The 13,940-nt window shown below is 69.9% G+C and carries 12 protein-coding genes; 8 read left to right on the top strand and 4 right to left on the bottom strand.

The annotated features are described in order from the left end of the window. Window positions 1-3: 3 nt before the first annotated feature. Both ACFLIT_RS11725 and ACFLIT_RS11720 read left to right on the top strand, forming a co-directional pair. A complete protein-coding gene (locus ACFLIT_RS11725) occupies window positions 4-930 on the top strand; it encodes an ABC transporter ATP-binding protein (RefSeq protein ID WP_479911414.1) in 927 nt (308 codons plus the stop codon). Then, window positions 927-2,495, top strand: coding sequence for an ABC transporter permease (locus ACFLIT_RS11720; protein WP_479911413.1), 1,569 nt, complete (start codon window positions 927-929; stop codon window positions 2,493-2,495). Before ACFLIT_RS11725 ends, ACFLIT_RS11720 begins: the two co-directional genes overlap by 4 nt. A 14-nt stretch (window positions 2,496-2,509) precedes the next feature. On the opposite strand, the gene ACFLIT_RS11715 is transcribed toward ACFLIT_RS11720, so the two are convergent. Genes ACFLIT_RS11715 through ACFLIT_RS11700 form a run of 4 tightly spaced genes read right to left on the bottom strand, consistent with a single transcriptional unit; the run spans window position 2,510 to window position 5,914 of the window. Next, complete coding sequence (locus ACFLIT_RS11715) at window positions 2,510-3,010, bottom strand: pyridoxamine 5'-phosphate oxidase family protein (RefSeq protein WP_479911412.1); 501 nt, start codon at window positions 3,008-3,010, stop codon at window positions 2,510-2,512. A 55-nt stretch (window positions 3,011-3,065) separates the two neighbouring features. Further along, a complete protein-coding gene (locus ACFLIT_RS11710) occupies window positions 3,066-3,695 on the bottom strand; it encodes a 2-dehydro-3-deoxy-6-phosphogalactonate aldolase (RefSeq protein ID WP_479911411.1) in 630 nt (209 codons plus the stop codon). After that, on the bottom strand, window positions 3,692-4,594 hold the full coding sequence (locus tag ACFLIT_RS11705) for a 2-dehydro-3-deoxygalactonokinase (protein WP_479911410.1): 903 nt from the start codon (window positions 4,592-4,594) through the stop codon (window positions 3,692-3,694). The genes ACFLIT_RS11710 and ACFLIT_RS11705 overlap by 4 nt, the downstream gene beginning before the upstream one ends. Before the next feature lie 18 nt (window positions 4,595-4,612). Next, on the bottom strand, window positions 4,613-5,914 hold the full coding sequence (locus tag ACFLIT_RS11700; RefSeq protein ID WP_479911409.1) for an MFS transporter: 1,302 nt from the start codon (window positions 5,912-5,914) through the stop codon (window positions 4,613-4,615). Window positions 5,915-6,095: 181 nt separating this feature from the next. Here ACFLIT_RS11700 and ACFLIT_RS11695 point away from each other — a divergent pair, with 181 nt between their 5' ends. The 6 genes from ACFLIT_RS11695 (at window position 6,096) to ACFLIT_RS11670 (ending at window position 13,751) form a co-directional block, all read left to right on the top strand. Beyond that, complete coding sequence (locus tag ACFLIT_RS11695; RefSeq protein ID WP_479911408.1) at window positions 6,096-8,012, top strand: PAS domain S-box protein; 1,917 nt, start codon at window positions 6,096-6,098, stop codon at window positions 8,010-8,012. 88 nt (window positions 8,013-8,100) lie between these two features. Continuing rightward, entirely contained in the window at window positions 8,101-9,243 is a 1,143-nt protein-coding gene (locus ACFLIT_RS11690; protein WP_479911407.1) for an isovaleryl-CoA dehydrogenase, read from the top strand. Further along, entirely contained in the window at window positions 9,240-10,850 is a 1,611-nt protein-coding gene (locus tag ACFLIT_RS11685) for a carboxyl transferase domain-containing protein (protein ID WP_479911406.1), read from the top strand. Before ACFLIT_RS11690 ends, ACFLIT_RS11685 begins: the two co-directional genes overlap by 4 nt. Before the next feature lie 5 nt (window positions 10,851-10,855). Then, on the top strand, window positions 10,856-12,694 hold the full coding sequence (locus ACFLIT_RS11680; RefSeq protein WP_479911405.1) for an acetyl/propionyl/methylcrotonyl-CoA carboxylase subunit alpha: 1,839 nt from the start codon (window positions 10,856-10,858) through the stop codon (window positions 12,692-12,694). Then, a complete protein-coding gene (locus tag ACFLIT_RS11675; RefSeq protein WP_479911404.1) occupies window positions 12,691-13,143 on the top strand; it encodes a YaiI/YqxD family protein in 453 nt (150 codons plus the stop codon). The genes ACFLIT_RS11680 and ACFLIT_RS11675 overlap by 4 nt, the downstream gene beginning before the upstream one ends. A 62-nt stretch (window positions 13,144-13,205) precedes the next feature. Next, window positions 13,206-13,751, top strand: coding sequence for a hypothetical protein (locus ACFLIT_RS11670; RefSeq protein WP_479911403.1), 546 nt, complete (start codon window positions 13,206-13,208; stop codon window positions 13,749-13,751). The last annotated feature ends 189 nt before the right edge of the window (window positions 13,752-13,940 follow it).

Below are 13,940 nucleotides of genomic sequence, written 5' to 3'. Positions count from 1 at the left end.
GCCATGTCCCCGCCAGAAGGCGAACGTTTGAAGGTCGTCGTGCGCGACCTCTCCAAGGCTTACGGCCCGGTGAAGGCCGCCTCGCAGGTGAGTTTCTCCATCGCGGGCGGTGAGATTTTCGGCCTGCTCGGGCCGAACGGCGCGGGCAAGACCACCACCGTCGAATCGCTGATCGGCCTGACCTCGCCCGATAGCGGCCAGATCGAGGTCTGCGGCATTGACGCCCGGCGCGATCAGACCGCCGCCAAGCGCCAGATCGGCGCGGCGCTGCAGGCCACCGGTCTGCAGGACAAGATCACGCCGCGCGAAGCCGTCGAGCTGTTCGCCGACCTCTACGGCCGCAAGGCCGATGTGCGCGGCCTGCTCGCTCGCTTCGGCCTCGAAGCCAAGGCCAACGCGTCTTACGGCAGCTTGTCGGGCGGTCAGAAGCAGCGCGTCGCCCTGGCCCTGGCCTTCGTCAACGACCCGCAGGTGATCGTGCTCGACGAGCCGACCTCGGGCCTCGATCCCCAGATCCGCCGCGAGCTGCATGACGAAATCCGGCGGATGCGCGAGGAGGGCCGCGCGGTCCTGCTGACCACTCACGACATGGAGGAGGCCGAGGCCCTCTGCGACCGCATCGCGGTGATGGCCGGCGGCCGCATCGTCGCCGAGGGCACGCCCCGCGACCTGATCGCCCGCTCGCGCGCGGCGACCCGCATCGTCGCCCAGACCGACAAGCCGGCCGGGGAGGCCCCGAGCCTCAAGCACGGCGCGGACGTGACCGTCAGCGACGAAGAGGTCGCCCTGACCGCCAGCGACGTCAACGCCGCCCTGGCCGAACTGGTCGCCGAACTGAACCGCCGCAAGGTGAAGATCGTCAGCCTGACCGCCGGGCAGGCGACGTTGGAGGACGTCATCCTGCAACTCACCGCGGGAGCCGCCCGATGAACGCCGTGCTGCGCCACGCCTGGGTGAGCGTGAAGCTGAACTTCCGCAATCCGATGGCCATGATCTACGGCTATCTGTTCCCGCTGATCTTCCTGCTGGCCTTCTGGGCCATCTATCGCCACGACCGCGTGCCGCTGGTGGCGCACATGGGCGAACTGCTCACGGTCACGGCGCTCGGCGGCGCGTGCTTCGGCCTGCCGACGACCATGGTCAGCGAGCGCGAGAAGGGCGTCTGGCGGCGCTTCCGCCTGACGCCGACGCCCACCTGGGCCTTCCTGGCCAGCACCCTGATCGTCCGCTACCTGCTGCTGCTTAGCGCCGCCTTGATCCAAGTGGGCCTGGCCCTGGCCATCGGCATGAGCATGCCGGTGCATCCGCTCGGCCTGCTGGTCGCCTTCACCTGCGCCGCCATCGCCTTCATGGGCCTGGGCCTGGTTATCGCCATGCTGGCCGACAACGTGCCGGCGGTGCAGGCGCTGGGGCAGTGCCTCTTCTTGCCGATGCTGATCATCGGCGGCGTGGCGGTGCGCCTGTCGTCGCTGCCGGAATGGGCGCAGCACGTCTCGGCCTTCCTGCCCGGGCGCTACGCGGTGCAGGCGCTGCAGGCCAGCGTCAGCGGCGGCGGCCTGGCCGGCGTCACCTTCGAACTGGCCGCCCTGCTGCTGATCGGCTTCGGCGGCGCCTTCGCCTCGGCGCGCATGTTCCGCTGGGAAAGCGGCCGTCCAGCCGAGCGCGGCGGCAAGCTTTGGGTGTTCGCCGCCTTGGCGGTGTGGATCGTCGTCGGCGTCGTCGCCGAAATGAATGGCCGGATCGCCGCCGCCAAGGTCGCCGAGGAAGGCGCCGCCGCGGCCGCCATCGCCGGGCCGGAAGCCTATGTTCCGCAACCTCCCGCCGCCGCCTCGCCCGAGCCGTCGAAAGCGGCGCCCGAACCCGCCCCGCCGCCGACTGCCGAACCAAAGCCGGCAGCGCCGCCCGTCGTCCCCGCCGCGCCAACCGCGAGCGCGCCGCCGGCCCCGACGCCCACGCTCGCCGCTGCTCCGCCGCCGCCGAGACGGGATTCGCCGCCGACCCGTTGGCAGGACGTGACCGACACCGACATCGCCAACGTCATCTTCGACGCCCTGCCGGCCGATTCGGGCGTCATCGCGCCCTGGGCCGCCGCCGACCAGTTCGCCGAGCCCGCCGCCCAGCCCCAACTGGCCGAGGTGCGCTCGGGCCTCGCCACCTGGGCGCCGGCGAAAGACCCCGATCCGGTTCAGAGGGCCCGCAACATCCTCTACATCGCCGCCGTGCCCGACCTTCTGCAGATGGCCGACATCGAGCCCTATCTGCCGCGCGTCGTGCAGGGGCGCCTCCTGCAGGCGATCCCGCCGGCCGACCTGCCGAAGATCCTCTACTGGATCGGCTCCCACCCGAACGACGGCTCGGACGCGGCCATGGACGAGCTTTCAGCCCTGGGCCTGCCGAAGCTGAACGGGCCGACCCGCCGCGAGGCGCGCGTCCGGGCGATGGTCTACGCCTTCAAGATGCTCGCCCGCGCGACCAACCGCGAGACGCCCCAATAGGGACGGGGGTAGCGCTACGAGAGGTGGACCTCGGCGGTCTTGCCTTCGTAGTCTTTCTTGGGGTCGCGGCCGAGCAGCAGGCGCACGCCGGCGAACAGGCTGTTTTCGTTCAGCCAGATGTGGGCGTCCTCCGGCTCCAGGCGGAGCAACAGCAGGTTCGGGTCGTCCTTGCCGCCCTCGAACCAGGCCGCGACGAAGGGGTTCCACAGCCGCTCGATGGTCGAGCGGTCGTTGAACGGGCGCACTTCGCCGTCGAAGGTCGCGAACAGGTCGTGGCCCTTGGAGGCGAAGTTGGCGGTGAACCTGCGGCCTTCGCCGATGTCCTGCGCCAGGTCGGTTTCCTTCGATGTGAAGATGTAGATGGCCGCCGGATGGGTTTCGTCCTCCCAGTCGTCGAGCTGGGCGGTCATCGGCTGGGCGCGTCCTTCTTCGACATCCGGCAGGCCGAGCATCAGCGTGCGGTCGTCCTTCAGCGCCTTCCAGAACTTGGTCTCGATCTCGCGGGCGTCGGCCATGGTCGTCTCCCTTGTGTGGCGGGAGGCTAACGATGGGCGCTGGCGAGCGTTCCGGTCAGTTTTGCGTCAAAGCATTGGCGGCCTCGACCAGACGCCTGGCCTTGTCGGCGGTCTCGGCGGCGGTCTGGCCCGGACGATAGATTTCCGAGCCGATGCCGAAGGCGCGCGCCCCGGCCTCCCACCATGCCGCGAGATCGGCCGCCCCGACGCCGCCGACCGCCCACGGCGTCGCCTCGCCGGGCAACACCGCCTTCAGCTGGCGCAGATGGCCCGGGCCGTAGGTGACGGCGGGAAACAGCTTTAGATGCCGCGCCCCGGCGGCTAGGGCGCAGAAGGCCTCGCTGGCGGTGGCGAAACCGGGGGCGGGATCGAGCTTCAGGGCGACGGCGCGGGCGATGACGGCCGGGTCGGTGTTGGGCGAGACGATCAGCGTTCCGCCGGCTTGGGCGACTTGGTTCACCTGGGCGACGGTCAGCACCGTGCCCGCGCCGACGACCATGCGGCCCGCGAAGGTCTGGGCGAGCAGGGCGATGCTGTCCAGCGGCTCGGGCGAGTTGAGCGGCACCTCGACGGCGCGGACGCCGGCCGTCTCCAGGGCCTCGGCCGTGGCGACGACCTCTTCGGGACGGACGCCGCGCAGGATGGCGACTACGGGGCAGGCGGCGAGGGCGTCGGCGAGCGTCATGCGGAGTCTCCCATGGCCCCCTGGATGGCGATCAGGCCGGCGAGCGAGGCGTCCGCGCCGTCGTGGACCCTAGCGGCGATCCCGCGCCGTTCCACCGCCCGCGCATACCAGCGACAGAGCGTCGGAGCGCCGATCAGGTCGACCGCCGTCGTGGGCGCCTCGGTCAGCGCGGCCGCGACCTCGGCCCCGATGAGAACGCCGGAGACGAAGGACGGGTTCTGCCCGGCGTCCGCCTCGCCGACCGCCACCCGCGCCCGGGTGGAGAACAGCCGCGCGGCCAAGCCGCCCCCATCGCCCGCCGCGTCCAGCCCCGCGTCGAAGGCGGCCACATCGTCGGTGGGGCCGTCGGAGCGCAGGATCGAATGGCGCATCACCAGGCCGTAGAGCTCGCCGGTCATGTAGGTGGTGAAGCCGCTGACCCGGCCGTGCTCCAGCGCCGCCCACTTGCTGTGGGTGCCGGGCAGGCAGAGCCGGCGTGTGCCTACCGCGCGGGCGCCGTCCGCCGCCAGCCAGCCGAGAATCTGGGTTTCCTCGCCGCGCATCACGTCCGGGCCGCCGTCGGGGCGTCGGCAGCTCAGGCCGGGCACGATCCGCACGGGCGGGCCTTCGCGCGACACCGTGGCGAGGCCCCCGGCGAGGTCGGATACCGAGGCGGGACAGGGATGATAGCCGGCGCCGCCCCAGCCGAGGTCGGCCCCCACCATGCCGCAGAGCAGGGCCGGCAGGTCTTCGGCGTCCATCGCGGGCCGCGCATGGGCCGCGAACCACCGCGGCGCCTCACGGCCGATGGCGGCGATGCCCATCGGAAAGTCGCGGGCCAGGGTGACCCCGGCGGCCGGATCGAACCGCCAGGCGCGCAGGTTGGTCGTGCCCCAGTCGCAGAGCAGCACCGGTCCCATGCGACCAAGCCCCGGCGATCAGCCGCCGGCGGGCGCCCGCTTGCGCAGGGCCGCCTGCACGACGAAGACCATCGCCGCCGAATAGACCAGGCAGGCGGCCAGGAAGAACATCGGCGCGAGGTTGCTGCCGGTCATGTCCTTGATCAGCGGCACCACGGTCTGGGCGATAAGGCCGCCGAGGTTGCCGAAGGAGTTGACCACCGCGATGCCGGCGGCGGCAGTCGCTCCGCGCAGGAACGACGGCGGCAGGGTCCAGAACACCGGCTGGCCCATGAAGATGCAGGCGGCGGCCACCGACAGGAAGGCGAACTGCGGCACGGGCCCGGGGGCGACGACGCTGGCCACCAGGCAGACGGCGCCGACCAGGCAAGGGATGACGATGTGCCAGGTCTTCTCACCGGTCTTGGCCGAGTGGCGCGGGTTCCACCACAGGGCGACGGCCACCAGAAGCCAGGGGATCACATTGATGAAGCCGTTGGTGGTGTTGGAGACGCCGAAGCTTTTGACGATGGTCGGCAGCCAGTAGCTGAGGCCGTAGGCCGCCAGCGGCAGGCCGATGTACATGGCGCAGATCAGGAGCACGCGCGGGTCGGCCAACACCTTGAGGGGGTTGGAGTGATCGACAGTGCCGGCGGCGACGTTTTCGGCTTCCAGGGTGCGGGCCAGCCAGGTCTTGCGCTCGTCCGACAGCCACGGGGCGGTCTCGGGTGATTTGGGGATCAGCAGGAAGGAGATCGGGGCGAGGACGATGGCCGGCACGCCGGTGGCCAGGAAAACCCACTGCCAGCCCGCCAGGCCCAGGGCGCCGTCGAGGTCGAGCAGGGCGCCGCCGATGGCCGAGCCCACGGCGTTGGCCAGGGCGCTGGCGATCATGAACCAACCGACCATGCGACCGCGATCGCGCGCCGGGAACCAAAGGGTCAGCACATAGAGCACGCCGGGGAAGAAGCCGGCCTCGGCCACGCCGAGCAGGAAGCGCAGCACGTAGAACATCGTCGCGTTCTGGGTGAAGCCGAGCAGGATGGTCACCAGGCCCCAGGTGGCCATGATCCGAGCGAGCCAGACCTTGGGGCCAACCTTGGCGAGGACGATGTTGCTGGGCGCCTCGAACAGGAAATAGCCCAGGAAGAACAGCGACGCGCCGAGGCCATAGGCCGCTTCCGACAGGCTGAGCGCCGACGCCATCTGCAGCTTGGCGTAGGAGACGTTCTGCCGGTCGATATAGGCGATCAGGTACATCAGGCCGAACAGCGGCATCAGCCGCAGGGTGATCTGGCGCACGGTGTCGCGGTGAAGAGCTTCCTCGGCTTGGGGTCGCATCGTTATCCCGATGTTCTGCTGACTGAAGCTGGACGATGGCGGCGCCCGGCGCAAAAGGCCAGAGCCGAATGATATCGTCTTCACGGTAAGGGATTGAACACCGCGACCCGTTAGAGTGCGAGCCGTTGTCGGGGGATCGAGGCGCGGGGCCGTTTCGCTCGGTCCCCGCGCGAGGGACTGAATGTTTGACCTTTTCGAAGCGGCCTTCACCAATGCGGGCGTGGGCATGGCCCTCGTCTCGCCGGAGGGCCGATTCATCCGGGTGAACACGGCGTTCCAGGCTCTGCTGGGTCTGACCGAGGCCGAAATGCTGGCCACCGACTTCCAGACCATCACCCACGCCGACGACCTCGACATCGACCTTGAGCTGCTCGGTCGCCTGGCCCAGGGCGATATCCCGAACTACACCCTCGACAAGCGCTATCTGCACCGCGACGGCTCGATCGTCTGGGCGCAGCTGACGGTCTCGGTGACCCGCGACGCCGACGGCGCGCCGGCCTGCTACATCGCCCAGGTTCTGGACCTGACCGAGCGGATCGCCGCCGAGCAGGCTCTCACGCGCAGCGAGGCCCGCTATCGGCTGATCGCCGAGAACAGCAGCGACATGATCGTGGCCAGCGACGCCGAGGGCGTGCTAAGCTTCGTCACGCCCGCCTGCCGCCGCCTGCTCGGCTACGAGCCGGAGGAGATGGTCGGCACGGTGGGCATGAGCTATGTCCATCCCGACGATGTCAAAGGCCTGCAGACCGGCTTCGACGCCCTGAAGTGCGGCGTCACCAGCGTGCGCATCCGCTGGCGCGGGCGTCACAAGTCGGGCGACCGCTGGGTCTGGCTGGAATCGAGCCCGGCCTTGCTGCCGCGGGGCGACATGCTCGGCGCCGCCGTGATCGACGTGGTCCGCGACGTCACCGAGGAGATGCTGCGTGACGCGGCCCTGGCCGAAGCGCGGCGCGACGCCGACGCCGCCGCCGCCGCCAAGGCCGACTTCCTGGCCAACATGAGCCACGAGATCCGCACGCCGCTGACCGCCGTGATCGGCTTCGCCGACCTTCTCGGCTCGGGCGAGTTGGGGGATACGGCGCGCGGCTATGTGCGCCGGATCGAGACCGCCGGGCGGGGCCTGCTGCGGCTGGTGAACGACATTCTCGACTATTCGCGTCTGGAGGCGGGGCAACTGCAGATCGCCCCGCTGCCGACTTCGCCCTGCGCCATCCTGGAGGAGGTCACGGCCATTCTCGAGCCGGCGGCCGAGGCCAAGGGGCTGACGCTGCGGAGCGCCTGTCCCATCGACGCTCCAAGGGCGGCGCTGCTCGACGCCGACCGCCTGCGCCAGGTGATGCTCAACCTCGGCGCCAACGCCATCAAGTTCACCGAGGCCGGAGAGGTCGCCCTGGCCCTGACCTGGGACGCGGTCGACGAAAGCCTGACCGTCACGGTCAGCGACACGGGGCCGGGCATGAGCGCGGAAGAGCGCGGCCGCCTGTTCAAGCGCTTCTCCCAGGTCGGCACGCGCGAGAGCCGCAGCCAGGGGGCCGGCCTCGGCCTCGCCATCTGTCGCACCCTGGTCGAGGCCATGGGCGGACGCATCGAGGTTCGGTCGCAGCCGGGCGAGGGCTCGTGCTTCACCTTCCGCATCCCGGCGCCCGCCGCGCAGGCCAGGGAGCCGAGCCCTCCACCGCCGGCGACCCACCTCGGCGGCCTGCGGATCATGGTCGTGGACGACAACGAGTCCAATCGCCGGCTGGCGCGGGCCATCCTGGAATCGCACGGCGCGGAGATCGTGGAAGCCGACGACGGCCTCGCCGCCATCGAACTGGCCCGCGCCGCCCCCTGCGACGTGATCGTGATGGATGTGCGCATGCCGCGTCTCGACGGCCCGAGCGCCCTCTATCGCATCCGCGGCGAGCCCGGCCCCAATCGGCGCACGCCGATCCTCGCCTTCACGGCGGGGGCTGAGGACGCGGGCCTCGAGGCCTTCGACGACATCGTGCCCAAGCCCATCCTGGCCGAGACCCTGCTGCGACAGGTGCTGCGCGCCGCCGAGGCGGCGGCCGACGGCTACATCCCAAAGGCGGCCTTGAGCGTGCCGGCGGCATAGGCGGCTATCGCATCCCGCCAAGGGGCGTTAGGTTGCTCCAAAACGCGCCAAGACGGGCATAGGGATGCGGAACGAAGACATTTCCGGGATGGATTTCGCCTTGGGCGAAACCGCCGACGCCATCCGCGAGGTGACGGCCCGGTTCGCCGCCGACCGCATCGCGCCGCTGGCCGCCGAAGTGGACGCCACCAACAGCTTTCCGCGCCAGCTCTGGCCGCAAATGGGCGAGTTGGGCCTGCACGGCATCACCGTCGAGGAGGAGTTCGGCGGCCTCGGCCTCGGCTATCTCGAACATGTCGTGGCGATGGAGGAGGTCAGCCGCGCCTCGGCCTCGGTGGGTCTGAGCTACGGCGCGCACTCGAACCTCTGCGTGAACCAGATCCGCCGCTGGGGCGCGGCGGAGCAGAAGCATCGCTACCTGCCGAAGCTGATCGGCGGCGAGCATGTCGGCGCCCTGGCGATGAGCGAGGCGGGCTCCGGCTCCGACGTCATGTCGATGAGCCTGCGCGCCGACAAGCGCGGCGACGGCTACATCCTCAATGGGACGAAGTTCTGGATCACCAACGCGCCCCACGCCGACGTGCTGGTGGTCTACGCCAAGACCGATCCGGCGGCCGGGACCAAGGGCGTCACCGCCTTCCTGGTCGAGAAGGGGTTCAAGGGCTTCAGCGTCTCCAAGAAGCTCGACAAGATGGGCATGCGCGGGTCGGACACCGCCGAACTGGTGTTCGAGGACTGCGAAGTGCCAGTGGAGAATGTCATGGGCCCGGTCGGCGGCGGGGCCGGGGTCCTGATGAGCGGCCTCGATTATGAGCGGGCGGTGCTGGCCGCCGGACCGCTCGGCATCATGCAGGCCTGCCTCGACGTGGTCGTGCCCTATGTCCGCGAGCGCAAGCAGTTCGGAAAGCCGATCGGCGGCTTCCAGCTGATGCAGGCCAAGGTGGCCGACATGTATGTGGCCCTGAACAGCGCTCGCGCCTACGTCTACGCCGTCGCCCGCGCCTGCGACGCCGGCAGGACCACGCGCTTCGACGCGGCGGGGGCGATCCTGCTGGCCAGCGAGAACGCGGTGAAGGTTAGTCTCGAGGCCGTGCAGGCCCTCGGCGGCGCGGGCTACACCAAGGAATGGCCGGTCGAACGGCTGGCGCGCGACGCCAAGCTCTACGACATCGGGGCGGGGACGAATGAGATCCGCCGGTTCCTGATCGGCCGGGAGCTGATCGGGGCATGACAGGTCTCACCTCGAAGCTCGACACCGGCTCCGACGCCTTCAAGGCCAACGAGGCTCACAACCGCGCCCTCGTCGAGGAACTGCGCGCCCGCGTCGCCCAGGCGGCGCTCGGCGGATCCGAAGCCTCTCGGCAGAGGCATGTAGCGCGCGGCAAGCTGCTGCCTCGCGAGCGGGTGGAGCGGCTGCTCGATCCGGGCTCGCCGTTCCTGGAAATCGGCCAGTTAGCCGCTCACGGCCTCTACGATGGCGAGGCGCCGGGGGCGGGGGTGATCGGCGGCGTCGGGCGAGTCTCGGGCCGCGAGGTGATGGTCGTCGCCAACGACCCGACGGTGAAGGGCGGGGCCTACTTTCCGCTGACCGTGAAGAAGCACCTGCGCGCGCAGGAGATCGCCGAGCAGAACCGGCTGCCTTGCGTCTACCTCGTCGACAGCGGCGGGGCGAACCTGCCGCACCAGGCCGAGGTGTTTCCCGATCGCGAGCACTTCGGCCGCATCTTCTTCAACCAGGCCAATATGAGCGCCCAGGGCATCGCCCAGATCGCCTGCGTCATGGGCCTGTCGACGGCCGGCGGCGCCTATGTGCCGGCGATGAGCGACGAGACCGTGATTGTGCGCGGGGCGGGGGAGGAGAGCCAGGGCGCGATCTTCCTGGCCGGGCCGCCGCTGGTGAAGGCCGCCACCGGCGAGGTGATCTCGGCGACGGAGCTCGGCGGGGCCGACACCCATGGGCGCAAGTCGGGCGTGGTCGACCATGTGGCCGCCGACGACGCCCACGCCATCGAGATCGTGCGGGACATCGTCGCCCACCTGAACACCACCAAGAGCTTGGATATCGACGTCACGAAGTCGGTCCCGCCGAAATACGACCCGGCGGAGCTCTATGGCCTGATCCCGCCGGATGTGCGCGCGCCCTACGACGTGCGCGAAGTGATCGCCCGTATCGTGGACGGCTCGGACTTTCATGAGTTCAAGGCGCTGTATGGGACCACCCTGGTTTGCGGCTTCGCCCGCATCCACGGCTATCCGGTGGCCATCCTGGCCAACAACGGCGTGCTGTTTTCCGAAAGCGCGCTGAAGGGGGCGCACTTCATCGAGCTGGCCTGCCAGCGGCGCATTCCGCTCGTGTTTCTGCAGAACATCTCGGGCTTCATGGTCGGCGGCAGGTACGAGGCCGGCGGCATCGCCAAGGACGGGGCCAAGCTGGTCGCCGCCGTCGCCACCGCCAGCGTGCCGAAGTTCACCGTGCTGATCGGCGGCAGCTTCGGGGCCGGCAACTACGGCATGTGCGGCCGCGCCTACGGCCCGCGCTTCCTGTTCACTTGGCCCAACAGCCGCATCAGCGTGATGGGCGGCGAGCAGGCCGCCAGCGTGCTGGCCACCGTCCACCGCGACGCCGACAAGTGGACGCCGGAGGAGGCCGAGGCTTTCAAGGCGCCGGTCCGCGAGAAGTATGAGCGCGAAGGCGAGCCCTACTACGCCACCGCCCGCCTGTGGGACGACGGGATCATCGACCCGGCCCAGACCCGCGACGTGCTTGGCCTGGCGATCAGCGCCAGTCTGAACGCACCGATCCCCGAAACGCCGCGCTTCGGCCTGTTCCGGATGTAATTTCGATGATCCGCAGCGTCCTCATCGCCAATCGCGGGGAGATCGCTCGCCGCATCGTTCGCACCGCGCGGCGGATGGGGGTGCGCAAGGTCGCCGTCTACACCCCGGCCGACTCCGCCGCGCCGCACCTGCGCGAGGCCGACGACGCGGCCGCCATCGGCAGCTACCTGGACGGCGCGGCGGTGATCGCGGCGGCGAAGGGCGCAGGCGTGGAGGCGATCCACCCCGGCTATGGCTTCCTGTCGGAGAACGCCGGCTTCGCCCAGGCGGTGATCGACGCGGGCCTGATCTGGATCGGGCCGCCGCCACTGGCGATCTCGGCCATGGGGCTGAAGGACGCCGCCAAGGCGCGGATGGCGGCGGCGGGCGTGCCGGTGACGCCGGGCTACCTCGGAGAGGATCAGTCGGCTGAGCGCCTTAGGGCCGAGGCGGACGCCATCGGCTATCCGGTGCTGATCAAGGCGGTGGCCGGCGGCGGCGGGAAGGGCATGCGCAAGGTGGAGGCCCCCGCCGACTTCGACGCGGCGCTGGCCTCGTGTCGTCGTGAGGCCGCCGCCAGCTTCGGCGACGACCGCGTGCTGCTGGAGACCTACGTCACGCGCCCGCGCCACATTGAGGTGCAGGTGTTCGCGGACGCGCACGGAAACGCCGTCCACCTGTTCGAGCGCGACTGCTCCCTGCAGCGCCGCCATCAGAAGGTGATCGAGGAGGCGCCCGCGCCGGGCATGGACGCCGAGACCCGCGCCGCCATCGGCGAGGCGGCGGTGAAGGCCGCCAGGGCGGTGGGCTACGTCGGGGCCGGCACCATCGAGTTCATCGCCGACGCCTCGCAGGGTCTTTCGGCCGACCGCATCTGGTTCATGGAGATGAACACCCGCCTGCAGGTGGAGCATCCGGTCACCGAGGCGATCACCGGTCTGGATCTGGTCGAGTGGCAACTGCGTGTCGCCTCGGGCGAACCCCTGCAGTTTACGCAGGACCAGCTATCGATCCAGGGCTGGGCGATGGAGGCCCGGCTCTATGCGGAGAGCCCGGCCAGCGGCTTCCTGCCCTCGACGGGACCCCTAACTCGCTTCCGCCTGCCGGCCGACATCCGCGTCGACTCGGCGGTGGAGGAGGGTGGCGAGGTGACGCCGCTATACGACCCGATGATCGCCAAGCTGATCGTCCAGGCACCGACGCGCGAGGCGGCCGCCCGCAAGCTCGCCGAGGCCTGCCGCGCCGTCGAGGTCTGGCCGGTGAAGACCAACGCCGCCTTCCTGGTCCGCTGCCTCGACCACCCCGATTTCGTCGCCGGCCATATCGACACCGGCTTCATCGGCGCGCGCCTCGGTGAACTCCTGCCGCCCGCCGAACCGCCGGAAATTGCGTGGGCTCGCGCGGCTGGAGCGGCCATCGGCGACACGCCCCTGGCGGGCTTCCGCCTGAACGCATCGCCGCAACTGCGGGCCGAACTCCAGCATGGTGAAAGCCGCAGAGTCGTGAACCTCTTCCCCCCTCAACAGGAGGAAGGGAGAGGCGGGGAAATCCTCCAACTCGGCGAAACCACGGTCGTTTTCGTCGACGGCGAGGCCTACGCCTTCACCCCGCCGCGCTCGGCGGGCGTGGAGGCGGCGGCGGGCAACGGGCTGGTCGTCTCGCCGATGCCCGGCCGCATCGTCAGCGTGGCGGTGGCCGAGGGCGAGCATGTCATCGCCGGCCAGGCGCTGGCCACCGTCGAGGCCATGAAGATGGAGCACACCCTCACCGCGCCGTTCGACGGCGTGGTAAGCGAGCTCTCGGCCCGCGCGGGCGCCCAGGTTTCCGAGGGCGCCGTGCTGGCGCGCCTGGAGAAGAGTGAGTGACGCGCATCTTCGTCGACGCTGACGCCTGCCCGGTGAAGGAGGAGGTCTACAAGGTCGCCCGCCGCTACGCCCTCAAGGTGTTCGTCGTCGCCAACGCCTTCCTGATGGTCCCCAAGGAGCCGCTGATCGAGCGGGTGATCGTCGACGCGGGCCCGGATGTCGCCGACGACTGGATCGCCGAGCAGGCCGAGCCGTGGGACATCGTGGTGACCAACGACATTCCGCTGGCGGGCCGCTGCCTGGAGAAGCAGGCGCTGGTGATCAGCGGAAAGGGCAATCCGTTCACGCCGGACAGCATCGGCATGGCCCTGGCGTCCCGCAGCATCGGCGAGCATCTCCGCTCGATGGGCGAGGTGACCCGCGGCCCCGCGCCCTTCGGCCCGGCCGACCGCTCTCGCTTCCTGCAGGCGCTGGACCAGGCGGTGAACCGCTCCAAGCGCCGACGCTGAAGATTACCATTGTAATATAAAACTACGAGCGTAATACTTCGGTCAAAACCGGAGGTGCTCGCATGACCGACCTGATCTCGTTGAAAACAAAGCTCGCCATCGGGGCAGGCGTCGTTGCGGTCGTGGCGGCGGCGTTCGTCGCCATGGGACATGACCTGAGCCGGAAGGGCGGGCGCGTCGCGACGCTGATCGAGCAGGTTCCCTTGGCGATGTGGAGCGCCACGGCGCTCGATGTCGATGGAAAGGAACTGGCCGAGACCCATGTCTGCGCGGACCCGCTGGTCCGGCAAGGCTTCGAGTTGCCGCTGCCGAAGGTCAACGGCTCCGCCTGCCTGATGGTCGAACAGCCGGTGGTGCGCGAAGGCCGTTTCGATGGACGTTGCAAGGTCGGCGCCCTCACCATGGTGGTGAACAGCTCGCGGACCGGCGATCCCGCCAGCGACTTCACCGTGCGCCTGCGGGCCCAGCCCCTGGCGATGCAAGACCCAGGGGTGCTGTATATCGTCCGCTATCGGAAACTCGGGCCGTGCCCCGACGGCTGGCATGCCGGCCAATCGGTCAATCCGGCCACCGGCAAGGCATATGACGCGCTCGACACGCGTATGTAGGCGACGTTTTTTGACGGAACCCGAATGTGGCGAGCACGTCCGGGGCGGTTATCGGCCCGCAAGCCGAGCCATGCCGGAACGTTGCACGGCGCTGATTTTCCTAGAGTTTGAGTAGGTCGGGCCGACCCTCAGATCTCCGCACACGGGCGTGGCCCGCAGGCCACACCTCCCCGCCGGACGTCGTTCGGC

Source organism: Caulobacter sp. HJHS_5 (assembly GCF_056683955.1).
The sequence above is the reverse complement of the archived record's forward strand: the minus strand, read 5'-3'. Positions and strand labels throughout refer to the sequence as shown.

Excerpts from the sequence above, each read along its gene's own strand:
- ACFLIT_RS11725 (WP_479911414.1), top strand. The coding sequence starts at position 4 with ATGTCCCCGCCAGAAGGCGAACGTTTGAAGGTCGTCGTGCGCGACCTC.
- ACFLIT_RS11720 (WP_479911413.1), top strand. The coding sequence starts at position 927 with ATGAACGCCGTGCTGCGCCACGCCTGGGTGAGCGTGAAGCTGAACTTC.
- ACFLIT_RS11715 (WP_479911412.1), bottom strand. The coding sequence starts at position 3,010 with ATGGCCGACGCCCGCGAGATCGAGACCAAGTTCTGGAAGGCGCTGAAG.
- ACFLIT_RS11710 (WP_479911411.1), bottom strand. The coding sequence starts at position 3,695 with ATGACGCTCGCCGACGCCCTCGCCGCCTGCCCCGTAGTCGCCATCCTG.
- ACFLIT_RS11705 (WP_479911410.1), bottom strand. The coding sequence starts at position 4,594 with ATGGGACCGGTGCTGCTCTGCGACTGGGGCACGACCAACCTGCGCGCC.
- ACFLIT_RS11700 (WP_479911409.1), bottom strand. The coding sequence starts at position 5,914 with ATGCGACCCCAAGCCGAGGAAGCTCTTCACCGCGACACCGTGCGCCAG.
- ACFLIT_RS11695 (WP_479911408.1), top strand. The coding sequence starts at position 6,096 with ATGTTTGACCTTTTCGAAGCGGCCTTCACCAATGCGGGCGTGGGCATG.
- ACFLIT_RS11690 (WP_479911407.1), top strand. The coding sequence starts at position 8,101 with ATGGATTTCGCCTTGGGCGAAACCGCCGACGCCATCCGCGAGGTGACG.
- ACFLIT_RS11685 (WP_479911406.1), top strand. The coding sequence starts at position 9,240 with ATGACAGGTCTCACCTCGAAGCTCGACACCGGCTCCGACGCCTTCAAG.
- ACFLIT_RS11680 (WP_479911405.1), top strand. The coding sequence starts at position 10,856 with ATGATCCGCAGCGTCCTCATCGCCAATCGCGGGGAGATCGCTCGCCGC.
- ACFLIT_RS11670 (WP_479911403.1), top strand. The coding sequence starts at position 13,206 with ATGACCGACCTGATCTCGTTGAAAACAAAGCTCGCCATCGGGGCAGGC.